We start from the raw sequence: 26,228 nt of genomic DNA on the forward strand, positions 1-26,228 counted from the left end.
CCATGAAATGAAAGTTATTAATAATTATTATAAATAAAGTAATTCTAATTGAGAATTATAAATATGATAATACATATTGTACAGCAATAATGGTTTTGGCATCACGGAATTTTCCTGTGTCGAGGGCGTCCTGAAGCGAGTCTGTAGGAATCTTTTCGATATCCAGAAATTCATCTTTCTCAAGTGCCTGTTCTTCAAATTCCAAATCCTCTGCGATGTAAAGGTGGATGAGCTCACTGGCGAATCCCGGCGCAGTATAAAACTCATATAACTTATTGATGTTTGCAGCAACTGCTCCGATTTCTTCTTTCAATTCTTTTTTTGCAGTTTCAATCGGCGCTTCGCCCGTTTCCACTTTGCCTGCAGGGATTTCAAGCAGCACTTCACCTGTCGGCACCCTGAACTGCCTGACAAAATACAGGTGGTCAGCGTGGATGGCAATCAGTGCGACTGCACCTTTATGATGGACGATTTCCCTGCAGGAGGTCCCGCCGTCAGGCAGTCTGATTTTATCGTGCGTTACTTTAATGACCCTGCCGTTGAATATTTCCTCAGTTTCGATGACCTCTTCCTTCAAGTGATCATATGGTTAATGATTAGTCATAATGATGCTCCTCAGCTTTTTTATATCATCAATTATAGCACTAACATTATTGCTTTAAAAAGGGCCGAAAAGCTTTGATGATTCAAATTTTGTATGGAATAATTGGTATAGTTATCTTATCCCTGTATATGAAGGAGAGGTATTATGGAATATACGGAATCCAAAAGCGGGTTGAACTTCTCCCGGATGGCGCTTGGGTGTATGAATTTACCGGTCGAAGATGAAATTGCGGCTGAAGAAATCATCGAATACGCTTTATCACAGCATATAAACTTCTTTGATACTGCCGATTTATATCAATTTGGCAGGAATGAGGAAACAGTCGGTAAAATTTTGAAGCGGTACCAAAGCAGATATAATCTTTATGTCGGCACCAAGGTCGGCAATGAATTTGACAGGTCGCTGCAGCAGAAGACCGGATGGAATCCGGGAAGGAAGTATATCAAGGCTGAAATCAAAATGTCGCTCCGCCGTCTGGGCATGGACCACATAGATCTTTACCAGCTTCACGGTGGTACCATCGAAGATGATATGGATGACACCATCCTTGCGTTTGAAGAGCTGAAGTCAGAAGGTCTGATCAGAAGTTACGGCATTTCCTCCATCCGGCCGAATGTGATCGATCATTATTACAGGAAAAGTAATATGGATACACTCATGCTGCAGTTGAACCCGCTTGACAACCGGCCGGAGGAATTCCTTGAAGCACTGGATGGCATCACGATCCTTGCCCGCGGGCCTGTCATGCAGGGTTTGTTCACCGATTGCCATGAATATCACTTGAAAGAGAAATTCCCTGATGGTATCTTTAATTACCCGCAGGAGGAGTTGAGCCGCATATTCGCGATGCTCGCCCGTCATCATGACGATCTGACCGCTTTGTCATTTAAATACCTCATCGATAAAGGCGCAGTCATCGTGACTGGTGTAAGCACACTGGAGCAGCTGGAGAAGAATTTGGAAAGTTTGAAAAAAGCGGCTGCAATGGATGAAAATGAAATGAAGACAGCGGAAAAGCTGTTTAAAAAAGAAAGATACGAGGTTCACAGATTATGAAAAATTTAGGTGTTTGGATATGGACAGGTGTACTCTCTGTGTTCACCATTATTGCTGCGCTGGGGTATTATGCTTCCACACAGACCCTTTTCTTCAAACTGCGTGATGTGGAAGTGATCAAACGCAGGGAAACACGGGCGAAGAGAATAAATTTGGATGAATTCAGAAAGCTGCCCCAGGACGATATCCTGATTCCATCCAGATTCGACTACAGCATCAATGCTGTTTTCGTTTATCCGAATGATACGAATAAATGGGTGGTGCTGTGCCACGGGGTCACTGAAAACAAGATCAGCTCCATCAAATATTTGAATATGTTCGTCGGGATGGGATATAACTGCGTGATTTATGATGCAAGAAGACATGGCAATTCGGGAGGTATACATTCCACTTATGGCTTCTATGAAAAATACGATCTCGAAAGCGTAGTCGACTACCTGCATAAGCACTACGGCGAGGACATCGAATTCGGTATTCACGGCGAATCCATGGGGGCGGCGACCATGCTGCTCTATGCGGGTGAACTGTCGAATAAGGCGAAGTTCTATGTTTCGGATGCATCATTTTCAAAGTTTGCAGATCAGCTGACCTTCATTTTCGGACAGTATTCAAGGCTCGCTTCTCCATTCGTTTTGGTCATGACGAACCTTTTCTTCAGATTCAGAAGCAGGTTTTCATTGTTTAAGGTATCACCAATCAGAATCATCGACAAAATTGAACAGCCGATATTGTTCATCCATTCGAAGAATGACAAGTTCATCCCTTATCATCAGACGAAAGAACTTTATGAAAAGAAAAAAGGGCCCAAGATTGCCTGGTACCCCGGCCGCGGAGGACATGTCGAGAGCTTTAACCGCAATCAGGATGCCTATGTCGCGAAAGTCACTTATTTTCTTGAGAATTACGTAAAATGGGATGTTCGAAAAAGTCGTGGGTGAGGTGGACGCCTGAAGGCAGCTCCTTCGCCAATTCATTTAAGAACCCGTCCTCATAGCGGTTGCTCAGATGGGTGATCAGCAGCGCACCATAATCAATATTTTTTAGATTATCAAGCACACTGGTTATTTCAGAATGAAAATAGCGGTGTGCTTTTTCCTGTTCACCATCCAGATACGTCGCTTCGTGGACGATGACGTCACTCCTATCTATCAGTGAAAGATATTCCGGCTCTGCCATCACCCTTGTGTCGCCGTGAACGGAAATTTTGCGCCCGGTGATATCAGGACCAGTGAAATCCGATGTACGATATGTTTCCCCGTTGAATTCAAACACATCCGCCTTTTTTATTTCAGCATATAACGGGCCCGGTTCGATTCCTATGCCCTTCAGTTTGTCCGGATCCAGTGCTCCCGTTTTATCATTTTCCTTAAAGACATATAAAAAACTGTCTATATTATGGTCCAGCAGACGGACATGGACCTTGAAGTTGTCGATTTCTATACAGTCCTTGTGCCCGACCTCCACGATGCTGAGCGGGTAATTGAGTCTGGAACCGCTGATTTCAAAAGTGATGTCCAGCCAATTTGCCAGTCCCTTCGGCCCGTAGATGGTCAGCGGCAGATCTTCCCCGCCCTGGTGTGCACGTGAAGAGAGGAAGCCCGGAAGTCCGTATATATGGTCGCCGTGCAAATGCGTGATGAATATACTCCTCACTTTGGAAGGTTTGATGCTTGTATGGAGTATCCTGTGCTGCAACGCCTCCCCCGCATCTATCAATATGTACTGATTGGTTTCATCCACTGCATCCAATATGTAACTCTGGGTGTGCCTTTTCTTGGACGGCAGCCCTGCCCCTGAACCGAGAACTGTAAATTGCATAAAATATCACCTGTTTTGATTGATTTGTCAATTATATCATAATAATTGAGTTTTTAAGATGACAGTGAAATAATTATATTACAAGAACTGAACTTTGAAGGTGGCATCAGGCAGTATGGAGACTGTTAATTTTATTGAAAAATTCATCATATATATAGAAGATCATTTAAGGGAAGAGATCGATTTCAGTGAAGCACTCTATAAATTGGGTGTCGAACCGAAATCCTTCATTACGATATTCACTTCACTGGTGGGTATGACACCTTATGAATATCAGCAGAAGCGGAGGATGACCGAGATTGCATACGAACTTTACGAAGGTCATCGCAGACTGATAGATATTGCGAAATATTATGGCTTCAAGGATGCTGATGAATTCAAGCACAGGTACAGGGAAAGCATGGGCATCTCCCCTTATGAGACTGATAAATATATTGGGACGCTCGATCTGCTCGAGCGCATCACATTCGAAGTCGTCCCCGTGGACAAGCCTGAATACCCTTCCCGCACAGTCTATGTGGAGAGCTTCAGGATTGTGGGTTTCACACAATACTTCTCACTCAATGATTACAGCCGCACCAACAAATTGAATATGCTTAAAAACCTCGAGAAAAATGGCTTGATCGATGAATTGCTCGGTTTCAACAGCGGACGCATCAAAGGGGTCATTTTACATGAGAGGATCGTCAGGGATGAACTGGAACTGATGGTCGGCGTGGCTTCTTCGGATGCTTCACCTTTCAATGAAACCTTTACGGAATCGGGTGATTTCACGATTTTTGAGGGGACAGGAAGGGCGAGTATGCTGATGGAGGATATTTACCGGTATATATTCAGAAGATGGCGCTTCAAAAGCACAAGGGAGCTGAACTGCGATTTTTCAATTGAAGTGCTCAAAAGTCCATTTGATATAGACTATGACGATTCAAAATTACAGGTATGGCAGGCGTTGGAATGAAAAAAAGAAGGTGATATCACCTTCTTTTTTTGTTTATTTTGCCTGCTGAACTTTGATGATTTCCACGATGAGCTCAGTTGCCTTGATCAGTTCTTCAATCGGCATTCTTTCCGAGGTGGTATGAATATTCTCATAACCGAGGCCCAATACAACAGTCTGTATGCCTTTGCCATTGAATATATTGCCGTCGCTCCCACCGCCGAGTGATATGAAATCTGCTTCTCTGCCGATATTCTCTATCGCAGTTTTTACGGTGGACACCACTTCCGAGTCCTGTTCTGCATAGAGGTGATCATACATCTTTTCAATACTGACTTCTGCGCTTCCGCCAAATGTTTCTGCAGCTTTTTCAAAAGCTTCTTTCATATGCTGTGCCTGCGACTCCATCTTTTCAGGGTGCTGGCTGCGCGTCTCGGCGAGCACATAGGCATAATCGGCGACGATGTTCGTGGCGCTTCCGCCTTCGATACGCCCCACGTTGGCAGTGGTCTCGGAATCGATCCTCCCGAGCTTCATCATACTGATCGCTTTGGCGGCAATATTGATGGCACTTACACCTTCTTCGGGCGCGACTCCGGCATGGGCGGTCCTGCCGTGGAGATGGGCTTCCACCTTGCTCTGGGTCGGTGCACTGGTGACCACCGTGCCCACTTTCCCGGTGGAGTCGATGGCATAGCCGAAGTCGCTTTTAAGCTGGCCGGTATCAAAAGCCTTTGCCCCGACCAGCCCCGACTCTTCCCCGACCGTGATCACGATTTCAATATCGCCATGAGGGATGTCATTTTCCTGGATGATATGGATTGCTTCCACAAGCGCAGCAATGCCCGCCTTATCATCACTGCCAAGTATCGTCGTGCCGTCAGAGACGATGTAACCTTCTTCAATTTTCGGCTTTATCCCTTTCCCCGGGGTGACGGTGTCCATATGTACTGTAAAATATACGGGGGCAATATCTTCCGTGCCTTTCAGCCGGATCAGGAGGTTCCCCGCACCGTGTCCGGTGATTTCTACACTGTCATCTTCAATGATCTCGACATTGAATTGATTGAAGTGGGTCTTTAAGTAGTCGGCGATCTGACGCTCATCGCCCGACTCCGAGTCGACCTGGAGCATATCCATGAACTGCCGGATCAAACGTTCTTCATTCATAACTTTTCCTCCATAATAATATTGATTGTGACAAACGAGTATAATATACTGATTACAGTAATCAAGTAAGGATGATTCTTATGCAGAATAAAAAAGTAAGACAAGTAATCATTTGGTTCATGGTGTTTTTGATTGTTGTTTCAGGTTTACTATTCGGCGTGAGCATGATCACATCATTTTAACTAAATTAAAGAGGTCCTTACAGGACCTCTTTTTTATACCTCTTCACAATGTTCTTCGAACCATGCCTGAAGGTTTGTAATGACGCTCATCGTCTCATGCCCTTCAATTTCATGCCTTTCAATCATATCTACGATTTCTCCATCTTTGAAAAATGCAAAAGAAGGTGAAGATGGCAGGAAGTCCGGCGCTTTATCGCGGACATGTTCCGTCGCGTCTTTGTCCTGACCGGCAAAAACTGTAAGCAGCTGATCGGGAAGCTTGTCATAATTCAATGCATGTTTGGCTGCAGGGCGTGCAATCCCGCCCGCACAGCCGCAGACCGAGTTGACGACTACGAGTGCCGTCCCCTCTTTATTTAAATGTTGATCGACTTCTTCGGGTGTCGTCATTTCAGTGTAGCCTGATTCACGCATCTCACTGCGGGCAGTCGTCACGATATCATTCATGTACAAGTTAAAGTCCATGTTCATTATTGAATCTCTCCTAGTCAATATAAACCTTATCACGCAGATAAGGTTTATATTATTATCGTTAATCCCAGTTTATCCATAAAATTTTACTTTGTAAAGATTAATACACCGAGGTATGCTCTGCAGACATCTTTTCGATTTTCTCTTTGACCTTCTTTAAAAACTGTCCGGCGACGAGACCGTCGAGAACACGATGATCGATCGACAGGCACAAATTCACCATATGTCTGACCGCTATCATATCGTCGATGATCACAGGTTTTTTGACTATGGATTCCACCTGGAGAATGGCAGCCTGCGGATGATTGATGATGCCCATGGACTGGACGGAGCCGAAAGCGCCTGTGTTATTGACGGTGAAAGTCCCGCCCGCCATATGTTCTGAGGTGAGTTTGTGCTGCCTGCCGAGATTCGCAAGTTCATTGACCTGCTTTGCGATACCTTTGATCGTCAGTTCATCTGCATTTTTGATGACAGGCACATAAAGCTTATCATCACCTGCGACAGCGATTGAAATGTTGATATCTTTATTCACTACAATCTTATCCCCCTGCCATGAACTGTTGAGCATGGGAAATTCCTTCAATGTCTCTGCTGCAGCTTTTACGAAAAAGCTGAAGAAAGTCAGATTGAATCCTTCATTCTTTTTAAAATCATCTTTCAGATCATTACGCAGGTTGACGAGATTGGTCGCATCCACTTCCATCATCAGCCAGGCATGCGGTATTTCCGTTGCTGACTGCACCATTTTATCTGCTATGGCTGCACGTATCCCGGTGACCGGAATTTCTTCACCGGCCATGACGGAAGGCTGGGTGCTTTCAGGTGCATGCCCAGGCACCGGCTTACCGGCAGGAGCGGTTCCAGGCCCTTCTTCAATCTCTTTCAATATATCTTTTTTAGTTATCCTGCCGTTGAAGCCCGAGCCGTTGACCTTGCTCAGATCTATATCATTTTCACTGGCCAGCCGCATCACCACAGGAGAAATCCGTGCACCCCGGGGCTTGTCGGCAGTTTGTGCAGGAGGTGCCTCAGGTTTTTCAGGAGCCGGTGCAGTCTCCTCTGCACTTGCGGAAGGCTCTTCCTCTGCTTCAAGTGTGCCTTCGCCGTTCCCAGTGTCCAGGGTGCATATCGCAACCCCGACTTCCACAGTTTCACCTTCACCGACTAGGAGCTCTCCTATCGTTCCGGCTGTGGCCGACGGCACTTCGGCCGTGACCTTGTCCGTGATCACTTCACACAGGGGATCGTACTCCTCAACCGTGTCCCCGGGTTTGACGAGCCAACGTTCTATCGTGCCTTCAGTAACACTTTCGCCTAATTTGGGCATTTTAATCTCAGTCACTTTATCCCCTCCATCAGTGCTCTAACAATTCAAGCATCTTCTCTTCTATTTTATCCGGATTGACCATGAAGTAATCTTCCATCAGCGGTGAATATGGCATGGCCGGCACATCCGGACCTGCCAGCCTCATGACCGGTGCGTCGAGGTCATAAAGGCAGTTCTCTGCGATGATCGCTGAAACTTCGCTCATGACGCTCCCTTCAAGGTTATCCTCGGTGACGAGCAGAACTTTTCCTGTCTTACTGGCGGATTCAATGATACTCTCCTTATCCAGGGGATAGACGGTCCTCAAGTCCAGAATTTCAATATCATGTCCATCTTTGGATAACCTCTCGGCTGCCTGCAGTGAATAATTGACACAGAGGCCGTAAGTGATGACCGTGATGTCTTCGCCCGTACGTTTGACATCTGCTTTGCCGATCGGTACCGTATAGTCGCCTTCCGGCACTTCTTCCTTCAAAAGGCGGTAGGCTTTTTTATGTTCGAAAAACAAGACCGGATCGTTATCCCTGATGGCCGAGATGAGCAGTCCTTTCGCATCGCTTGGTGTCGATGGTATGACGACTTTCAAACCCGGTGTGGACGCAAACAGCGCTTCAACGGATTGTGAGTGGTATAAGGCTCCGTGGATGCCGCCGCCGAAAGGTGCACGGATGACGATCGGGCAATTCCACTCCCCATTGGAACGGTACCTGATTTTTGCAGCCTCACTCAGTATCTGATTTGTGGCAGGCAGGATGTAGTCGGCAAACTGGATTTCAGCAACAGGCCTTTTGCCCATCATCGCCGCCCCAATCGCCGTACCGACGATGTTGGATTCTGCAAGCGGGGTATCAAGACAACGGAGTTCACCGTATTTTTCCTGGAGTCCGTCAGTCACCTTGAACACGCCGCCTTTTTTTCCAACGTCTTCACCGAGTATGAACACATCATCGTCTTTGCCCATTTCATGGTCCAGAGCATGGGTGATTGCCTGCAAATAAGATATTTTAGCCATTGTCTACCTCCTCATACACATGCCTGAGCGCATCCTCCGCCTTTGGGTAAGGTGCGTTTTCGGCTTCTTTGGTTGCATCTTTGACGATCAGTTTGAACTCTTCCTCTATCTCCAGGAACCATGATTCTTCAGCAATATTCTTTTCGACCATATAATCCTTCATCAGGACGACACAGTCTTCTTCTTTATTTTTCTCACGTTCTTCTATTGTACGGTATGAATCATCATCGTCGGAAGAATGGGCAGTCAGTCTGGTGGACATGGCTTCGATCAATGAGGCGCCTTCGCCATTGACCGCACGTTCCCTCGCCGCCTTGACCACTCCATAGACCGCGAACGGATCGTTGCCGTCCACGTGCTCACCATGCATGCCGTAACCGTGTGCACGGTCGGAAAGTTTATCAACTGCGTACTGAAGACGTGTCGGTACACTGATTGCATATTTGTTGTTTTCAATCAGGCAGATCACCGGCAGTTTATGTACTCCTGCAAAATTCAGGCCTTCATGAAAATCACCCTGGCTTGTGGAACCTTCTCCAAGCGTCGTCAAAGCCACCCGCTTTTCACCATCCAGTTTAAACTTATAGGCTGCGCCCACAGCATGTAGCACCTGGGTGGTGACGGCAGACCCCTGGGAGAGGATATTGCTGGCTTTTTTGCTGAAGTGGCCGGGCATCTGACGTCCGCCGCTTTGTATATCCCCGTCTTTGGCAAAAGCGGAAAGCATCGTTTCAAGCGGGGTCATACCGAAATGGGTCGCCAGTGCAAGATCCCTGTAATAAGGACTCAGAACATCTTCTTCTTTGTCCAGTGCAAATCCCGCGCCTACCTGTGTCGCTTCCTGACCCTGGCAGGATATTACGAAAGGCAGTTTACCCGCACGGTTGAGCAGCCACATCCTTTCATCGAGCTTTCTCGACAGCAGCATGGTACGGTACATTTCTTTAACATCTCCATCAGTCAAGCCGACTTCTTCATGATTTATCATAATTTACCTCCTTAAACGTGTATAGCCATTCCCTCGGCATCCAGGCCGAGTTCCATCAGTATTTCAGATACTGATGGATGTGCATGTATGCTCGAGCCCAGTTCCAGTGCAGAAGCATCCAGAAACTTTGCAAGTGAGACTTCGTTGATGAGTTCAGTCACGTTGGGTCCCACGAGGCTCGCGCCGAGGATATCCCCCGTATCCGGCTCGGTCAGGATTTTACCGAAACCGTTCTTATCACCTTCGATCACTGCTTTGGCAACGGTATTCAACGGTATTTTATGCACTTCGAATGTAATGTCCTCCGCCTTCAGTTCATCCTCGGTCATTCCGATGGATGCTGCTTCTGGAGAGGTGTATATACATCTTGGCACCTGATTGTAATCGAGTTTGAACGGTTCTTCATCCGTCATATGGGTGATGGCATTGAGTGCCTCTTTTGTGGCAACATGCGCCAGCTGTAAATTACCAATGCAGTCGCCGACAGCATATATATTGTCATCCTTCGTCTGATAGTATTCATTAGTCCGTATATAGCCATCCTTCAATTCTATCCTGGTGCTGGCCAGGCCGATGTCCTCGATATTGGGCGACCTGCCGATTGCCACCAGGACTTTATCGTAGATTTGTTCTTCCCCTGCTTTGAATTTTACAGCATCACTCTCCAAAATCACATTATTTTCATTCAGCTCCGCTGACAACTCAAAGAGGATACCTTTTTCCTCCAGGTACTTCTTCAAAGTGTTGCTGAGGTCACGGTCTTCATTTGGAAGGAGGCGCTCACCTGCCTCATAGACAGTGACTTTCGCCCCAAGGTCGTTCAGCATGCTTGCGAATTCCAGGCCGATGATTCCCCCTCCGATGATTGCAATGCGGTCGGGCACCTCTTCCAGCACCATCATGTCATCACTTGATAATATCATGGCCCCGTCAAAAGGCAGGAATGGAAGTTCACGTGGCCTCGACCCTGTACAGATCAAAACATTCTGGTTCACTAGTATTTCACTTTCTCCTTCATCGTCATGAGGGTTGTCAACCGCAACCGTTCCGGCCATGGGAGAGAAGAGTGACGGCCCTAATATCCGGCCATGACCTTCAAATACATCAACTTTATGTTTTTTCATGAGCTGCCGGATCCCGTTGTGCATCTGGGAAACCACCTGGTCCTTCCTTGCCACGATATTTTTCATATCGAAGGTCGGATTCACATTGTCGATCCCGAAATCCCCGGCACTCCTCATCATCGCCAAGGTCTCTGCCGACTTAAGGAATGATTTTGTCGGAATGCAGCCTTTATGAAGGCACGTCCCGCCCAGTTTGGATTTTTCGACGATTGCGGTTTTCAGGCCTGCCCGGGATGCTTTGATGGCGGCCGCATAGCCCGCCGTTCCTCCGCCCAGGACGACCAGATCATACTGATTTGCCATTGGTTCTCCCCCTCATTTGTATTCCTTGAGTATTTCTTCACCGGTCTTCACACGATATGCACCTTCAGCGAGCGCAAGCATTTCCTTTTCTCCCGGATATACATGTATTTCACCTAAGAATTCAATATATGGTCTGATCAGATCGATAAGAAATTCGCTGTATGCGAGACCGCCCGTAAATAAAATGGCGTCGATCTGACCTTTCAAAACTGCTGCACGGGCCCCTGCCTCTTTGGCGATCTGAACACTGAGTGCTTTGTAGATATCCAGTGCATATTGATCTCCCGACAGCGCCTCCTGCTCGATCTTAAGCGCGTCCCCTGTGCCTTTCAGAGAGATGAAGCCGCCCTCTTTGCTGATGGCCTTTTCCACTTCCCCGATCGTCAGCTCATTTTCCAGTATATATTTTGCAAACGCCCTGTTCGGTAGTGCACCGCTCCGTGTCGGGCTCATCGGCCCGTCGCCGTACAGGCCGTCATTCACATCGATGACCCTTCCCCTCATATGGGCGCCGGCGGTTACGCCCCCGCCCATATGTATAACTATGACATTTATGTCTTCATACCGCCTGTTGATGCTGGCTGCATAGTCCCGGGCGACGGCCTTCTGGTTGAGTGCATGGAAAATGGAGGCCCTCTCAATCCCTTTTATGCCTGTCACCCTGACTTCGTCCATCAATTCATCTACGACGACCGGATCGGTGATCGTCGCCTGGATGCCGTGGCTGCTCCCGATTTCATGAGCAAGTATGGCACTCAGGTTCGAAGCATGCTCCCCGCTGCCGGCGGCTTTCAGCTCTTCCAGCATTTGTTCATTCACGCCGTAAGTCCCCCCGTCGATGGGTTTCAATAAACCGCCCCTGGCACTGATGACATCCAGGGCTTTCACATTTAAGCCGTATTGATCCATGAAGTCATAAATCGATTTTAATCTGGCAGGCACTTGTTCGATCAGCGGGAGGCTGACTTCTTCAGTGGGAAGCCGTAAAGTAGCCGCGTACACTTCCTCCAGATCTTCAAAATATGCAACTTTAGTGGAGGTGCTGCCTAAGTTCAAAACGAGTATTTTTACTGGCATAAGTATTTATTTTCCTTTATTGAATTGATTTTTTTCATTTAGAGAAAATGTGCTCTTTACACGCATCATCTGCTCAATGCGTGTTTCGGCCAGACGATCTGCCGCCTGTGCGGTGGATATACCCTGCTCTTTTGCAATAGTGAAGATTTTATCCATCTGTTCATATATCCCTTTCACTTTCATGACCGCCCTGTCCTCATCATAACCTTCAAGTTCATCTGCGACATTGATGACGCCCCCGCTGTTGACGACATAATCGGGTGCGTAAACGATGTTGTTTTCAGCCAGCATATTACTATGCTTTTCTGCATCATCGAGCTGGTTGTTTGCACTGCCGCAGATTGCTTTGAACTTGAATTGCGGAATCGTTTCATCGTTTATGATGCCGCCCAGTGCACATGGTGCAAATATATCCGCTTCGACACTGTAAATCTCGTCAAGTCCGACCTGCGTGGCTCCAAAATCGTTGACAGCTCTGTCGACCGCCTCCTGGTTGATATCGCTGACGATCAGTCTGGCGCCCTCTTCATGAAGGTACTCGCACATTTTATATGCAACAGCACCTACACCTTGTACTGCAATCGTCTTCTCTGAAAGCGAATCATTCCCGTAAGCTTCCTTTGCAGTACGTTTCATGGCCATGTAGACACCAAGTGCCGTTTTCGGGCTCGGATCGCCGCCTGAACCGTATGATTCACTGATGCCGCAGACATAAGGCGTCTCCTGATAGATGTAATCCATATCCTGGACAGTGGTGTTGACATCTTCTGCTGTGATGTACCTGCCTCCGAGACTGTTGACATAGCGGCCGAGCGCCCTGAAGAAAGCTTCGGATTTATCTTTTTTTGCATCTCCCATGATGACCGTTTTCCCGCCGCCGAGATTCAGTCCTGCTGCCGCGTTTTTGTAGGTCATGCCTTTAGCCAGCCTCAATACATCAGTGATGGCTTCTTCTTCCGTCTCATAGTTCCACATTCTGGCACCGCCGAGTGCAGGTCCCAATGTCGAATCATGTATACAGATGATGGCCTTCAATCCGCTCGCTTCATCATGGCAAAAAACCAGCTGTTCATAATCATATTGTTCCATTTTTTCAAATATCATCTAAAACTCTCCTTCAATAATATTATAGACTAAGATAATGATTTCATGGCAAGACATATGGAATTGAATTTATCTTCAGCACTGTCCGCCCTTGAAGTAAGCACTATCGGAACTTTCGCCCCGACTATGACTGCAGCCACCCTTGCTCCGGCAGAATAGACAAGCGACTTGTACAATATATTGCCTGCTTCGATCTGCGGTGCGATGAGTATATCCGCGTCACCCGCAACTTCGGAGTCGATGTTCTTGACCGCGGCCGATTCTTTGGAAATCGCCAGGTCATACTGGAGTGGTCCGTCCACTATGAATTGTCTCATATTTTCCTCATAAATTCTTCGAATAACCTCTTTTGCATCCACAGTCGATGAAATCTTTGGATTGATCTTCTCGACAGCGGACAACAGGGCGACCTTCGGCCTCATAATGTTGAGGGTGTGGGCAAAATCAACGGCATTATTGATGATGCACCTCTTCTCCTCAACCCCCGGTGCAATATTCATTGCAGCATCTGTAAGTATGAAGGCCTTATGATAGTTTGGCACGTCGAACAATGCGATATGGCTCAAAATTTCATTATAGATCAGATCGTGCTTCTTATTCAAAACCGCCTTTAAAATTATGGAAGTGGGCAACGCCCCCTTCATAAGTATATCGCATGTGCCATCCGCCGCGAGCTCCACAGCAATTTCCGCTGCTTCAGCGTCAGACCCTGCATGATGGATGCGTATGCCGGGATGACCTGCATATTCCGCCCCCATGGATTCCAACAGCTTCTTAAGCTGCTTTTCATCATCCACAAGGTGTACGGATATATTGTACTCTTCCATCAGACTCAGAACCGGTCTGAGAAGCGTTTCATCAGCGGCACGTGAAATTGAAAGCGCCACCATTTCATTATTCAAATGACTGAAAATTTCATCAAATTCCATGATGTTCCTCCCCTCTGCAATTTTTATTATACATATATGCATATGAAATTACATAAAAAATAAGAAACGTGGAATATTAAGAATTTTTGTAGAATTGTACTATTCAAAAGAACATTGTATAATAATCAGGACATTAGGATTGGGTGAGTAATATGCAGAAAATCATAGCTTTATTGATTCTTGTGGTCCCGGCAATCCTTGCCGGAATCGGTGTGAAATGGATGAGGGACAGCGTATTCGGTGTCCTGAATGACCCATTCACCATGACCGCCTTGCAGTTTGGCGTCGGGCTGGCACTCTCCGTTGCCGGTATCTGGTTCATCGGCGGATATATCCTGCACCGCGAGAAAAAGAATAAACGGGCAGCCGAAAGGTTCCAGCAAAAAGAAAACACAACCGTTGATAAATATTAATCAACGGTTGTGTTTGTTTTTATCAGTGAACGTGCATTCAGAAGGGCTGCTTCCGTCACATCCTGCCCACTCAGCATGCGGGCTATTTCATATACATGATCTTCATCCGTCAGATATCTGGTGTTGGTGATCGTGCGTTCCCCATCACTGTCTTTGTATATATATAAATGATAGTCGGAAATGGCCGCCGCCTGAGGGAGATGGGAGATGACGAGTATCTGCCTGGATCTGGACAGGATTTTCATCTTTTCCGCCATTTTTGTGGCTACGCCGCCGCTGACTCCTGTGTCGATTTCATCAAGGATGAGGATGGACTGCTGATCATATTCAGCAAAAATGGATTTTATGGCAAGCATGACACGTGACATTTCCCCGCCTGAAGCCACTTTGTTCATTTCCTTCAAAGGTTCCCCTTTATTTGTGGAGATCATGAACTGGACATCACTGTATCCTCTTGCATGAAATTTATCCTGCCTTGTTTTGATTTCAAAATCCACCTGGGACATCTCCAGATCCATCAGTTCCTTTTGGATGCGGCTTTCCAGGAAATGTTTACGTTCATTCCTGAATGTATGGAGTGCATCCGCATTTTTCTCCATATCCGCGAGCAGCGCTTCCTTCTCCGAATTCAGCTTTTCAAATGAATGGGAAATATTTTCAAGTTCCTGTATATCGTTATCAAGCTCCTCCAGATAAGACAGGAGTTCCTCATAGGTTTTATTATACTTCCTCTTGAGGAAGTTGATGCTGTTCAGCCTTTCCTGAATCTGGTTCAGCCGTTGTTCATCATAGTCCATGGACGACATCGCGGAAGTGACATGCGCCTCGATTTCCTGGACGATATAATAACCGTCCATGATCGTCGGGCTGTAATCCTTGAATTCCGAATCGTATTGGGATAATGATTCAACTTGTTGATTGAGTTCATATAATGTACCCTGCGGGCTTTTTTCCGAAGACAGGAGCGCTTTGATTGCACTCAAAGAATCGAATACCTTTTCGAAGTTCATCAAGTATTCCAATTCCTCTTCCAGCTGCTCTTCCTCGCCCTCTTTCAACTCCAGGGCGGAAATCTCCTGGAATTGATGCTGATACAATTCAAGGGAGTCCCTCCGGTTACGGTCCCTGTATTCCAGCTCCTCGATTTTTTTGACGATCGCCTGGTACTTTTGATGATCTTTTTGATATTCACTGAAGATATCTTCATTCTGAATTTCAAGGAATTTATCGAGGTACAGTATATGCTTCCGCTTATCAAGTGCATCGAGCTGTGAAGACTGGGCAAATATGCTCACCACTTCCTCCATGATCGTCCTGAGCTGCGACAGCGTGATCATATGATTGTTCAGCTTGATGATGCTTTTTTTGTTTTGCATGATCTCACGGCGAACAATATATAACTCGTCCTCGGAGATATTATATTCTTCCAGCAGTTCCTTCATTCTCGGGGTGTCGGGAAAATCGAAGACCCCCTCTATGATGGAGCCTTCGGTATCATATCTGATATCTTCCTGGGAAGCCCTTTTCCCGTACAGGTAATTGATGGATTCGATGATCATGGTTTTACCGGCACCGGACTCCCCTGATATCACGGTCAGGCCGGTATGGAAATCAAGTTCCACATGTTCCAGAATAGCGAAATTTTTAATATTCAAACGTAAGAGCACTTACAACACTCCAATTTTTAGATCAGATTGAAAATACGGTCCCTGATTGTCTGCTGTGCATCTTCATCACGGCAAATCAATAAGCATGTATCGTCTCCGCAGATGGTTCCTATGACTTCTTCCCATTCCAGCTGATCTATAATCGCCCCGATGGACTGGGCATTGCCCGGGAGAGTCTTCAATACAAGCAGGTTCTGGGTATAATCGAGCTTGACGAAACTGTCCATCAGGTAGCGTCCCAGTTTCTCCAAAGGGTGGAATTTACGGTCTTTGGGCAGACTGTAGACGTACGCACCTGTCGGGGTCGGCACCTTAATCAGCTGAAGTTCCTTGATGTCCCTGGAAACGGTGGCCTGTGTGACATTGAAGTTATAATCATTCAGCATGGCTACAAGGTCTTCCTGCGTTTCTATCTTGTTGTTTGTGATGATTTCTCTTATCTTGATTTGTCTGATCGACTTGTTTGACATTCTTATCCCCCATATAATAAAGCTGTATATTTATACATATAATATCACAGCACGGGGTCAAAGTGCACTAAAAAGACACCCACTTAAAATAATAAGTGGATGTCTTCTGCAGTGAAGCTTCCTCTGCCGGCCATATTATGAGTCAGGTGGAGGAGATATTCCTGGTTCCCCTTTGCACCTTTCACTTTCGACTTGCTTATGGCTGCCGGCTGTAAGTCCAGCTCTTTGCATTCAGAAACCACCCTCTGGATCACGTTCTTGTGCGTTTCCACGGAAGTGATGATGCCGTCCGCTTCCCGCTCCTCCAGAAAGCTTTCAAACTGCGGCTTGATCAAAGCAAGGATTTCATACTCATGGTCGAATAATTTTCTGACATGCCGCAAAATCGGGACGATTGAAGTGAAGGAAACGTCGATTGTCATGATGTCGGGCACAGGCTTGAAGTCATCCTGGCCGGTGGCTTTGAAATTGGTCTGTTCTTTGACGACGACCTGCGGGTGGATCCTGAGCTTATAGTCGAGCTGGTTGGTTCCGACATCAACGGCATAGACGCGCTCTGCACCGTTCTGCAGGGCACAGTCGGTGAAGCCGCCTGTCGAACTGCCGATATCAATCATTATTCTTCCAGCGAGATCTATTTCGAATTCCTCAAGGGCCTGCTTCAGCTTCAGCCCGCCCCTTGAGACAAAGGACTTTAAATTTTTGAACCTGATATCAGCTTTCTCCGGGTCGATCATTTCCGAAGGTTTATATATCAGCTGATTTTTGTTCAACACTTTCCCTGCCATGATGAAGCGTCTGACTTCCTCAAGTGTCCCGATGTTGAAGTTTTCTTCCAGGTAAGTGTCAATTCGGACTTTCTTCATGTTTTAGCCCAATCAGTTTCATTGCTTCGGATTTAATGTTTTCAGAAGTGATGCCTATATCCTCCAGCAGCAGGTTGACATCACCATGCTCAATATATTCGTTGTCTATACCGATCCTTTTCAATTTGTTGGTATAGTGGTGATCGCTGAAGAAAGCCGCAATCATGCTGCCGAGTCCGCCTTCAAGCATGGATTCCTCGACGACGACGAGTGGTCTGCCCGACGCACCGAGCTCATGAAGATAATCTTCATCAAGTGGTTTGATGAACCTTGCATTCACCACAGCCGCTTCGATTTTCTCGCCATCGAGCGCATTTGCTGCATCTTCGGCAAGGGCAACAGTCGGTCCAAATGAAATGATATGGACATCCCCGCCCTCTTTCACCATCTCCCAATCCCCGATTTCAAAAGAGGCGCGCGGGGTCTTGATATCGACACCGGGAACATTGCCCCTCGGATATCTGAGGGCCACAGGCCCTTCATGTGCAAATGCCAAGTCGACCATGTGGGAGGCTTCGTACTCATCCCTTGGCATCATGAGCGTCATATTCGGCAGTGGCGTGATGAAGCTGATGTCGAATACTCCCTGATGCGTTTCCCCGTCTGCACCGACAAGCCCACTCCTGTCTATACCGATGAAAACATTGAGGTTCTGGCGGTCGACATCATGCAGGAGCTGGTCATAGCCCCTTTGCAGGAATGTGGAATAAATGGCAAGGTACGGCTTCATGCCATTTGAAGCGAGTCCCGCCGACATCGTCACCGCATGCTGTTCTGCAATGCCTACATCAAAGAAGCGGCCGGGCAGTTCTTTCTGGAATCTGGTCAGCTTGCTGCCGACCGGCATGGCTGGAGTGAGGGCTACGATGCTGTTGTCATCGTAAGCTTTTTCGAGCACAGAATTCGACATGAATTCGCTCCAGGAGACGGTCTTTTTCTTGCCGAGGACTTCGCCCGTATCAATTTTATATGGGCCGAGCCCGTGCCAAGTCCCGAGCTTGTCATCTTCGGCCGGATGATACCCCTTGCCCTTCTTGGTGATGACATGCACGATCACAGGGCCTTTATAATCCTTTGCCGATTCAATCGCCTGCTCAAGGTCTTCGTAGTCATGGCCGTCCACCGGCCCGATGTATTTGATTCCAAGTTCCTCAAAAAAGATGCCTTCCACAACGAGATACTTCAGGCTGTCTTTAATGCGGTCCGCAACATCCCTCAGCCTTGAACCGACCTGAGGCATCTTGCGGATCGCATCCTCGACGTCATACTTGAAACTGTTGTATTTGCTGTTTGTTCTAATGCGTCCCAGCATGTTATGGAGTGCACCCACATTGGGGGCAATGCTCATCTCATTATCATTCAAAATGATGGTCATATCCGTCTTATCGGAGCCGATATGGTTGAGTGCCTCAAGCGCCATCCCCCCGGTCAGGGCCCCGTCTCCGATGACAGGTACGACATGGTACGCCTCGCCCTTGATGTCCCTCGCTTTTGCAATGCCCATTGCTGCAGACAAAGAGGTGCTCGAGTGCCCGGCTTCCCAGACGTCATGCTCCGATTCGCGTGTTTTAGGGAAGCCGCACAATCCTTTATACTGTCTCAAGGTGTCGAACTGACCGATTCTGCCGGTCAGGATCTTGTGGATATATGCCTGATGCCCCACGTCGAAAATAAACTTGTCTACAGGGGAATTGAAATGTTTATGCATCGCAATGGACAGTTCGACCACACCGAGATTCGCCCCGATGTGACCGCCTGTAATCGCACATGATTCTATCAGGAATTCCCTGACTTCCTGAGAAAGCGATTCCAGCTCTTTTATGTTCAGATCTTTCAAAAACTTAGGGTTTTCTATTTGAAAGAGATTCATATTACATCCAACCTTTAATTTTACTGTTTTCAATTATAGCATTACTAACAGTATCTAAGAATACGATAAGTGAAATTTATTCAATAGTCCCTTATTGCAAATCTGTTCAGGACATTCTTCAGTTCGGTCACATCTATTGTTCCGCTTACAGCATCAAGCTCAGCTTCAGCAAGTGACACTTTCTGTTCCATCCGTTCTTTAGCACCTTCAAGACCGAATGTGCTGACGTATGTAACTTTATCTTTACGCGCATCACTTCCGGTGTTTTTGCCTGTCACCTTCACATCACCTGTGACGTCGAGTATATCATCCCTTATTTGAAAAATGATTCCGAGATACTCGGAAAAACTCAAAAGATGGGAAGCGGTATGATTCTCGGCACCCGCAATGACCAGTGCGGTATGGACGGGGGCGCTGATCAGCCGGCCCGTCTTATACTTATGGATTTTTTCCAGCTCTTCAAAAGATATTTCCCTGTTTTCTGCTTCGATATCCAGCATCTGTCCGCCAATCATACCATTATGACCTGCAGAATTTGAAATGATACGTATGACTTCCAGTCTGGTCGCGGGATCAAGCTGCTCATCCCCGGCAATCAGTTGGAAGGCTTCAGTCAGCAGATTGTCACCGGCAAGGATGGCCGCAGCCTCTCCGTAGACTTTATGGTTCGTCGGGTTGCCCCTTCTTAAATCGTCATCATCCATCGCCGGCAGATCATCATGGATCAGTGAATAGGTGTGGATCATTTCAATCGCGCCGGCAGTCTTCAACCCTCTCTCCAACGGGGTGGAAAAAGCATCCAGTGCTGCAAACAATAAGTACGGCCTGAATCTCTTGCCGCCAGATTTGATTGAATACCTCCCCGCTTCAGTGATGGTTCCTGAAACGTGGCCGCCATCCAGGTGGGATAATATTACATCGTCGATTCTTTTCATATATTCCTCTATATTATTCTTCATTATCAGTATCCTTATTTAAAGTTTCCACTTTCAGTTCTGCATCCTTCAGGATACGTTCACATTCACGTGACAGTTCTATCCCCTGCTTATATAGTTCGAGTGATTTTTCAAGCGGCACATCGTCTTTTTCGAGCGCCTGCACTATTTCATCAAGCCTGTTCATCTTTTCTTCAAAAGTTTCTGTTTTTTGTTCATTCATCTTTTTTCACCTCTATCACTTTTGAGATAATGCTGCCTTTGAGGAAATGGCTGGTGATCACCTCATTTTTTTCAACGTCCCGGGCATTTTTGACGACGTCGCCGTCCTTGACGGTATAAGAGTAACCACGTTTCAATACTGCGCTCGGGCTGAGTGAATCCAGCATATCGATTCTGCTCAGTAATTTCTGCCTGAAGTCGCGGTTGACCGCTTCGACGGCATCATCCAGGTCTTCATTCATAACAGCCAGGCGATTACGCTCTCTTTTGATGTCAGGCATCGGGGAGAGGTGGGTGAGGGTCGATTTGAGCCGGCTCAGTGAATGCGCATGATCTGTGAACTGCCTGTTAAAACTGTTTGACAGTTTATCTTTTTGGACGATCAGCTTTTCAGTCTGCTGATCATAAAGTAAGGCCGGTGTCTTGAATTTGTAATAGCCCGACAACGGGAGAAGCGCCTGCTTCCCGGATTGGATCGCCTGCATCCGGTTGCGGGTGATCTTCAACCCGGTCTCCTTCAGCCGTTCTGCAATATCCTGATGGAACGGCACTGTTAGCTCAGCGGCGGCGGTCGGTGTCGGTGCCCTCAAATCAGAGACGTGATCCACCAGTGTCGTGTCTGTTTCATGCCCCACCCCGGTGACGACCGGTGTCCGGGTCCCGAATACCTCGAGAGCGACCTCTTTTTCATTGAAGGTCCATAAATCCTCGATTGAACCGCCCCCTCGGGCGAGGAGTATGACATCCACCCCCAGAGTGTCCGCCTGCCTGAGTTTCCTGATCACATCCTGCCTGCTTTCAGGTCCCTGCACCAGGGTGTTCAACAAAGTGAGACGGACCAGCGGATAGCGCCTTTCGAATGTGGTGATCATGTCTTTGACCGCAGCACTGGTGGCCGAACTGACTATTGCAATATGCTCCGGATATTTCGGAAGGGCTTTTTTATGACGGGGATCAAAATATCCTTTTCCGGCAAGTGCCTTCTTATCTTTTTCCAGCTGTTCAAAAAGCTGGCCAATACCATCCATCTGAATATCCTCAGCATAGATCTGATATTGGCCATTCATTTCGAATATACTTATCCTTCCCTCTATGAGCACTTTCTGCCCTTCTTCAGGGTTGTAGGTCAGTTTACCCGCAGAAGACCTGAACATGACACCTCTGATGACAGATTGCCCATCCTTCAATGCGAAATATATATGGCCGTTGGTATGGTGCTTGACGTTTGATAATTCACCTGTAACAAAGACCCGTCGTAGATACGGGTCCTGGTCGAATTTGTATTTTAAATATTTTGTCAGTGCCTTCACTGATAAATACTTATTATTGTCCATCATGTTCTTCGTCCATTTCTGCATAAAACTCCGGGTAGTTCTTAAGCACACCGTTCACAAATTTATAGCTGTCCCTGTCGCCGTAAAGTTTGATGATCTTGACAGCTTCATTGATGATCACTTTTGGCGGTGATTCGCGGAGCATCAACTCCGAGATGGCCATCCTCAAAACATTCCTCTCCGCCTTGGAAATCCTTTCCAGGGTATAGTTGCTCAGGTGTCTGCTGATGTTGCTGTCCACCGCTTTTTTATGTTCGATATAATAACCGATGACACCCGTGATATAGTCATGTTCCGAATAAAGATCATAAAAAGCCACGTCTTCCAGGGCCACCAGATCATGGTCGATCTGGAAAAGTATTTGAAATATTTTCTTTCGCTGTTCATGTCTGTTCATAAATAACACCAATCTATCTCTATTTAATGATGTTCACAATGTGAACATTGATTTCTTTGACCTGCTGTTCCAGCATAGTGCGTAAGGTTTGATTGACATTGGACTGAATGTTCTCAGCCACCTTATGGACATTCACCCCTTCTTTTAATGCCACATAAATCGAAAGGATGACTTCATCATCTTTCAAATCGACTTTGACACCGCGCCCGCGGAACTTTTTACCGAGCTTCTCTATATTTCCGCTCGCAAAATTATTCTGGAGACTGTGCACGCCCGGGGTTTCCGTGACTGCAATGCTGGTTATGACCTCTATTACTTCAGGAGAAATATTGATAATACCCAAATTTGAATTTTTTGTTGAAATTTCCACTGACATCACCTCTTGATACCATTATAACATGATATCATTTTCAGCTAAAAAGTTTGTGTTGTAATTGTTATTTATGAAGTCTTCGTTTCTGAGCAGATTCATGTGGAATGGAATCGTCGTATCGATGCCGTCGATGATGAATTCACCGAGTGCTCTTTTTGAAATTTGAATGACCTCTCCCCTTGAATCGCTGTGAACGATCAGTTTTGCGATCATTGAATCGTAGTAAGGAGGGATGGTGTAGCCGCTGTAAGCTGCTGTATCCATTCTTACGCCGAACCCGCCCGGAATGATGTAATTGGTGATTTTACCGGCTGAAGGCATGAAATTTTTGGATGGATTTTCGGCATTGATCCGATACTCGATCGCATGGCCGTTGAATGTGATGTCTTCCTGGGTGAAGGGGATCACTTCCCTCATGGCAATCTTGAGCTGCATCTTGACAAGGTCGATCCCCGTGATCATTTCTGTCACCGGATGCTCGACCTGAATGCGTGTATTCATCTCCATGAAATAAAAATTATCATCATTCAAGTCATAGATGAACTCTATCGTTCCGGCACCGATATAATCGATGCTCTTGGCCGCCCGGACTGCCGTCTCACCCATTTCCCGACGTTTGGCCTCGGACAGGACCGGGCTCGGTGCTTCTTCGACGAGCTTCTGCATGCGGCGCTGCACCGTGCAGTCCCTTTCACCGAGATGGACCACATTCCCGTGGTAATCTCCAAGGACCTGAATTTCGATATGACGGAAGTTCTCAATGTATTTTTCAATATAGAGGCTTTTATTGCCGAAAGCACTTTCCGCTTCCTGTTCCGTCATCCTGTAATTTTGAATCAGCTCTTCCTGGTTACGCGCGACACGTATACCTTTCCCACCGCCGCCGTAACTTGCTTTGATGATGACCGGGTAACCCACACCCCCAGCGATTTCCTTGGCATGTTCAATGGACTGGATCACGCCGTCGCTGCCGGGGACAGTCGGGACGCCGGCTTTTTCCATCGTATTTTTGGCCACATCCTTGACACCCATCAGAGCGATGGTCTCATACATCGGCCCGACGAATATGAGATTCGAAGCTTCACACATTTCTGCAAAATCACTGTTTTCCGCCAAAAATCCGTAGCCCGGATGAATCGCATCACACCCGGTCTTTTTCGCAATTGTGATGATGCTGATCATATCCAGGTAGCTGTCCTTTGATAATTTTGGTCCGATGCAGTAGGATTCCGTTGCAATCTTCCGGTGCAGGCTGTTCTCATCAGCCTCTGAGTAGATGCTGACAGACTCGATTCCAAGCTCACTGCAGGCACGTATGATTCTTACTGCAATTTCACCGCGGTTGGCTACCAGTACTTTTTTAATCATACTATTCTGAACAATGGCTGATCATACTCAACCATTTCTCCGTCCTCGACAAGAATTTCAGCGATTTCACCGGAAGTTTCTGCCTGGATTTCATTGAACAGTTTCATCGCCTCCAGAATGCAGACTACGCTGTCATTCGAGACTTTGTCCCCGACACCGACGAACGGGTCGGATTCCGGGGACGGTGCTTTGTAGAAAGTGCCGACCATCGGCGCTTTGACGAGCACGCCTTCTTTTTCAGCAGGGCCTGATTCTGCAGCGGCCGGCTTTTCGGCGCTTTGGGCAGCCGGCGCGGGCTGTGCAGGTGTCTGCACCATTTCCTTCTGCATTTCTTTTTTCAATTTAATATCCACTTCCCCGTCCTTGTAAGATATTTCGGAGAGGGAGGCCTTTTCCATACGTTCAATAAGTTTATCAAGATCATCAAAGTTCATAGCAATACTCCTTAAGAAAATTTCTTTCTATAATTCTACTTCAGTGGTCATACCAATTCAAGTAAAATAATAAAAGCAGAGAGAACTCTGCTTTTATCCCCTTGACACGTATGAGCCGTCATCCGTACTGACCACCACGGTATCGCCCTGATTGACAAAAAGAGGCACTTGAACGGAAACGCCTGTTTCCAGCGTTGCTGCTTTAGTCGCACCTGAAGCAGTATCCCCTTTGATGCCGGGTTCAGCTTCCGTCACTTCCAACTCCACTGATTTAGGCAGTTCGACCCCGAGTGTCTCGCTTCCGTACATCATGATGGTCACATTCATATTCGCTTTCAGGAACTGCAGTTCGTGTTCCAGCTGGGAAGCCTGGAGCTCCACCTGCTCGTAGGAATTATTGTCCATGAAAACATGAGTATCCCCATCTGCATAAAGGTACTGCATCTTCATATTGTCTATCTGGGCCCGTGCAACCTTTTCACCGGCCCTGAAAGTCTTTTCCTGGATGGCGCCCGTCCTTAAATTTTTCAACTTACTGCGTACGAAAGCTGCACCTTTTCCTGGCTTGACGTGCTGGAAATCCGTCACCCTCCAAATACTGCCGTCCGTCTCAATCGTTAAACCTGTCTTAAAATCGTTTACTGAAATCATATTTTCTTCCTCCTGTTATTAAGTTATAGAATGAACAGCTGCTTCGAGCTGTGTGTAAGTTTTTCGAGTCCGTTCTCCGTCACAACACAGTCATCCTCTATTCTTACACCGCCGAGGCCCTCGACATATATACCCGGTTCGATCGTCACACACATGTTTTCTGCAAGTACCGTATCGCTGCTTTTAGCAAGGGCCGGCCCTTCATGCACTTCCAGTCCGAAGCCATGGCCGAGGGAGTGGCCGAAGTTCTCCCCGTAGCCGTGTCCTGCAATTACATCGCGTGCCACTTTGTCGGCTTCAGAACCGGTCATGCCGGCTTTGATGCGATCGAGGGATTCAAGTTGTGCTTCAAGGACGATATTATGGATGCGCTCCATTTCCTCACTGACCTCACCGACAGCGAATGAACGTGTTATATCGGAGGCATACCCTTTATAATAAGCTCCAAAATCCAATGTAACCATCTCGCCTCTCTCGATGATCTTTTCAGAAGCCACACCGTGCGGGAGCGCCCCCCTGTATCCACTTGCCACAATCGTATCGAAGCTTGCACCGCTTGCACCGAGTTTCGTCATATGGCTTTCCAGCTCATTCTTCACCTGGAGCTCACTCATGCCCGGCTGAATATAATTCAGTATATGCTCATATGCTTCATCTGCAATTTCACATGCTTTTTTTATCAGCTGAAGTTCATCGGATGTTTTATGCATTCTGATCTTTTCAATCTCATTCGTCAGGGGTTTCATATCAAACTTTTGTTCAAGCCGGCTGTATGTATTGTAATTTACATGCGCCCCTTCAAAGCCGATGACATTCAAATCCTTCTCTTCCAGAAACTGTATGAGGAAATCAAGCAGGGCATTTTTCTGCAATACGAATGCAAAGTCCCGTGCCTCCTCCTGTGCCTGGGCATTGTACCTGAAATCGGACACCAGATATTTCTCATCCTTTGTAATGATCACAGCGCCGCTCGATCCCGTGAAACCGGAAAGATACCTTCTGTTGTAATCACTCATGATGAGTAAAGCATCAATCCCTTCGGAATCAATCAATTCCCGGACCTTGTCGATTTTAGTCATGTTTTCACCTCAAAATGTATTTTACAATAATCAAGATTCTTTTT

The 26,228-nt window shown here is 46.8% G+C and carries 29 protein-coding genes; 5 read left to right on the forward strand and 24 right to left on the reverse strand.

Translation table 11 applies throughout. The features are described 5' to 3' along the window. Window positions 1-55 precede the first annotated feature (55 nt). Entirely contained in the window at window positions 56-577 is a 522-nt protein-coding gene (locus BUA12_RS02045; RefSeq protein WP_072707801.1) for an NUDIX domain-containing protein, read from the reverse strand. A 171-nt stretch (window positions 578-748) separates the two neighbouring features. Here BUA12_RS02045 and BUA12_RS02050 point away from each other — a divergent pair, with 171 nt between their 5' ends. Together BUA12_RS02050 and BUA12_RS02055 are read left to right on the forward strand one after the other, a co-directional pair. Beyond that, the gene (locus BUA12_RS02050) at window positions 749-1,660 is read left to right on the forward strand and encodes an aldo/keto reductase (protein ID WP_072707803.1); all 912 of its coding nucleotides are present in this window, start codon (window positions 749-751) and stop codon (window positions 1,658-1,660) included. Window positions 1,661-1,698: 38 nt separating this feature from the next. Continuing rightward, a complete protein-coding gene (locus BUA12_RS02055) occupies window positions 1,699-2,598 on the forward strand; it encodes an alpha/beta hydrolase (protein WP_245772723.1) in 900 nt (299 codons plus the stop codon). Here the strand turns inward: BUA12_RS02055 and BUA12_RS02060 are convergent. Then, complete coding sequence (locus BUA12_RS02060; protein ID WP_072707807.1) at window positions 2,543-3,478, reverse strand: MBL fold metallo-hydrolase; 936 nt, start codon at window positions 3,476-3,478, stop codon at window positions 2,543-2,545. The genes BUA12_RS02055 and BUA12_RS02060 overlap by 56 nt on opposite strands. A 115-nt stretch (window positions 3,479-3,593) precedes the next feature. On the opposite strand from BUA12_RS02060, the gene BUA12_RS02065 reads away from it, so the two are divergent. Then, window positions 3,594-4,436 (forward strand): helix-turn-helix domain-containing protein, encoded by an 843-nt coding sequence (locus BUA12_RS02065; RefSeq protein WP_072707809.1) that lies wholly within the window; start codon window positions 3,594-3,596, stop codon window positions 4,434-4,436. A 33-nt stretch (window positions 4,437-4,469) separates the two neighbouring features. Here BUA12_RS02065 and BUA12_RS02070 read toward each other — a convergent pair whose 3' ends face one another. After that, complete coding sequence (locus BUA12_RS02070) at window positions 4,470-5,585, reverse strand: M20/M25/M40 family metallo-hydrolase (RefSeq protein WP_072707811.1); 1,116 nt, start codon at window positions 5,583-5,585, stop codon at window positions 4,470-4,472. A gap of 80 nt (window positions 5,586-5,665) precedes the next feature. On the opposite strand from BUA12_RS02070, the gene prli42 reads away from it, so the two are divergent. Beyond that, window positions 5,666-5,767 carry a stressosome-associated protein Prli42 gene (gene prli42 / locus BUA12_RS13285; RefSeq protein ID WP_178138212.1) on the forward strand — a complete coding sequence of 34 codons (102 nt, stop codon included), beginning with the start codon at window positions 5,666-5,668 and terminating at the stop codon, window positions 5,765-5,767. A 33-nt stretch (window positions 5,768-5,800) separates the two neighbouring features. Here prli42 and BUA12_RS02075 read toward each other — a convergent pair whose 3' ends face one another. The 8 genes from BUA12_RS02075 to BUA12_RS02110 all read right to left on the reverse strand — a co-directional run bounded on the left by BUA12_RS02075 (window position 5,801) and on the right by BUA12_RS02110 (window position 14,105). Beyond that, window positions 5,801-6,238: a BrxA/BrxB family bacilliredoxin gene (locus BUA12_RS02075; protein WP_072707813.1), complete on the reverse strand. Its 438-nt coding sequence runs from the start codon at window positions 6,236-6,238 to the stop codon at window positions 5,801-5,803. A gap of 100 nt (window positions 6,239-6,338) precedes the next feature. Then, complete coding sequence (locus BUA12_RS02080) at window positions 6,339-7,568, reverse strand: dihydrolipoamide acetyltransferase family protein (RefSeq protein WP_072708863.1); 1,230 nt, start codon at window positions 7,566-7,568, stop codon at window positions 6,339-6,341. A gap of 28 nt (window positions 7,569-7,596) precedes the next feature. After that, window positions 7,597-8,580, reverse strand: coding sequence for an alpha-ketoacid dehydrogenase subunit beta (locus tag BUA12_RS02085; protein WP_072707815.1), 984 nt, complete (start codon window positions 8,578-8,580; stop codon window positions 7,597-7,599). After that, window positions 8,573-9,568 (reverse strand): thiamine pyrophosphate-dependent dehydrogenase E1 component subunit alpha, encoded by a 996-nt coding sequence (locus BUA12_RS02090; protein WP_072707817.1) that lies wholly within the window; start codon window positions 9,566-9,568, stop codon window positions 8,573-8,575. Before BUA12_RS02090 ends, BUA12_RS02085 begins: the two co-directional genes overlap by 8 nt. Window positions 9,569-9,579: 11 nt before the next feature. Beyond that, complete coding sequence (lpdA, locus tag BUA12_RS02095) at window positions 9,580-10,995, reverse strand: dihydrolipoyl dehydrogenase (RefSeq protein ID WP_072707819.1); 1,416 nt, start codon at window positions 10,993-10,995, stop codon at window positions 9,580-9,582. 12 nt (window positions 10,996-11,007) lie between these two features. After that, window positions 11,008-12,072, reverse strand: a complete 1,065-nt coding sequence (gene buk / locus BUA12_RS02100; protein WP_072707821.1) for a butyrate kinase — start codon at window positions 12,070-12,072, stop codon at window positions 11,008-11,010. A 6-nt stretch (window positions 12,073-12,078) separates the two neighbouring features. After that, window positions 12,079-13,176 (reverse strand): Leu/Phe/Val dehydrogenase, encoded by a 1,098-nt coding sequence (locus BUA12_RS02105; protein ID WP_072707823.1) that lies wholly within the window; start codon window positions 13,174-13,176, stop codon window positions 12,079-12,081. A gap of 29 nt (window positions 13,177-13,205) precedes the next feature. Next, on the reverse strand, window positions 13,206-14,105 hold the full coding sequence (locus tag BUA12_RS02110; RefSeq protein WP_072707825.1) for a phosphate acyltransferase: 900 nt from the start codon (window positions 14,103-14,105) through the stop codon (window positions 13,206-13,208). 152 nt (window positions 14,106-14,257) lie between these two features. On the opposite strand from BUA12_RS02110, the gene BUA12_RS02115 reads away from it, so the two are divergent. Further along, window positions 14,258-14,518 (forward strand): DUF2627 domain-containing protein, encoded by a 261-nt coding sequence (locus tag BUA12_RS02115; RefSeq protein WP_072707827.1) that lies wholly within the window; start codon window positions 14,258-14,260, stop codon window positions 14,516-14,518. Here BUA12_RS02115 and recN read toward each other — a convergent pair. The 13 genes from recN to BUA12_RS02180 form a co-directional block, all read right to left on the reverse strand. Continuing rightward, a complete protein-coding gene (gene recN, locus BUA12_RS02120; RefSeq protein ID WP_072707829.1) occupies window positions 14,515-16,185 on the reverse strand; it encodes a DNA repair protein RecN in 1,671 nt (556 codons plus the stop codon). The two genes, BUA12_RS02115 and recN, sit on opposite strands and share 4 nt — an antisense overlap. 17 nt (window positions 16,186-16,202) lie before the next feature. Then, window positions 16,203-16,655 carry a transcriptional regulator AhrC/ArgR gene (gene ahrC / locus BUA12_RS02125; protein WP_072707831.1) on the reverse strand — a complete coding sequence of 151 codons (453 nt, stop codon included), beginning with the start codon at window positions 16,653-16,655 and terminating at the stop codon, window positions 16,203-16,205. Between the two features lie 83 nt (window positions 16,656-16,738). Then, entirely contained in the window at window positions 16,739-17,521 is a 783-nt protein-coding gene (locus BUA12_RS02130; RefSeq protein WP_072707832.1) for a TlyA family RNA methyltransferase, read from the reverse strand. Beyond that, window positions 17,502-19,391, reverse strand: a complete 1,890-nt coding sequence (dxs, locus tag BUA12_RS02135; RefSeq protein WP_072707834.1) for a 1-deoxy-D-xylulose-5-phosphate synthase — start codon at window positions 19,389-19,391, stop codon at window positions 17,502-17,504. Before dxs ends, BUA12_RS02130 begins: the two co-directional genes overlap by 20 nt. 80 nt (window positions 19,392-19,471) lie before the next feature. Beyond that, window positions 19,472-20,350, reverse strand: a complete 879-nt coding sequence (locus BUA12_RS02140; protein ID WP_072707835.1) for a polyprenyl synthetase family protein — start codon at window positions 20,348-20,350, stop codon at window positions 19,472-19,474. After that, window positions 20,340-20,549: an exodeoxyribonuclease VII small subunit gene (gene xseB, locus BUA12_RS02145; protein WP_072707837.1), complete on the reverse strand. Its 210-nt coding sequence runs from the start codon at window positions 20,547-20,549 to the stop codon at window positions 20,340-20,342. Before xseB ends, BUA12_RS02140 begins: the two co-directional genes overlap by 11 nt. Beyond that, window positions 20,542-21,885 carry an exodeoxyribonuclease VII large subunit gene (gene xseA / locus BUA12_RS02150; RefSeq protein WP_072707839.1) on the reverse strand — a complete coding sequence of 448 codons (1,344 nt, stop codon included), beginning with the start codon at window positions 21,883-21,885 and terminating at the stop codon, window positions 20,542-20,544. The genes xseB and xseA overlap by 8 nt, the downstream gene beginning before the upstream one ends. Then, entirely contained in the window at window positions 21,872-22,279 is a 408-nt protein-coding gene (nusB, locus tag BUA12_RS02155) for a transcription antitermination factor NusB (RefSeq protein WP_072707841.1), read from the reverse strand. Before nusB ends, xseA begins: the two co-directional genes overlap by 14 nt. A 19-nt stretch (window positions 22,280-22,298) precedes the next feature. Then, window positions 22,299-22,649, reverse strand: a complete 351-nt coding sequence (locus BUA12_RS02160; RefSeq protein ID WP_245772724.1) for an Asp23/Gls24 family envelope stress response protein — start codon at window positions 22,647-22,649, stop codon at window positions 22,299-22,301. A 21-nt stretch (window positions 22,650-22,670) separates the two neighbouring features. Continuing rightward, window positions 22,671-24,017 carry an acetyl-CoA carboxylase biotin carboxylase subunit gene (gene accC / locus BUA12_RS02165; RefSeq protein WP_072708865.1) on the reverse strand — a complete coding sequence of 449 codons (1,347 nt, stop codon included), beginning with the start codon at window positions 24,015-24,017 and terminating at the stop codon, window positions 22,671-22,673. Continuing rightward, the gene (accB, locus tag BUA12_RS02170; protein ID WP_072707846.1) at window positions 24,017-24,454 is read right to left on the reverse strand and encodes an acetyl-CoA carboxylase biotin carboxyl carrier protein; all 438 of its coding nucleotides are present in this window, start codon (window positions 24,452-24,454) and stop codon (window positions 24,017-24,019) included. Before accB ends, accC begins: the two co-directional genes overlap by 1 nt. Before the next feature lie 93 nt (window positions 24,455-24,547). After that, the gene (gene efp / locus BUA12_RS02175) at window positions 24,548-25,105 is read right to left on the reverse strand and encodes an elongation factor P (protein ID WP_072707848.1); all 558 of its coding nucleotides are present in this window, start codon (window positions 25,103-25,105) and stop codon (window positions 24,548-24,550) included. A 23-nt stretch (window positions 25,106-25,128) separates the two neighbouring features. Continuing rightward, complete coding sequence (locus tag BUA12_RS02180; protein WP_072707850.1) at window positions 25,129-26,184, reverse strand: M24 family metallopeptidase; 1,056 nt, start codon at window positions 26,182-26,184, stop codon at window positions 25,129-25,131. Window positions 26,185-26,228: the final 44 nt, after the last annotated feature.

The organism is Lacicoccus alkaliphilus DSM 16010, from assembly GCF_900142805.1.
Taxonomy (GTDB): Bacteria; Bacillota; Bacilli; order Staphylococcales; family Salinicoccaceae; genus Lacicoccus; species Lacicoccus alkaliphilus.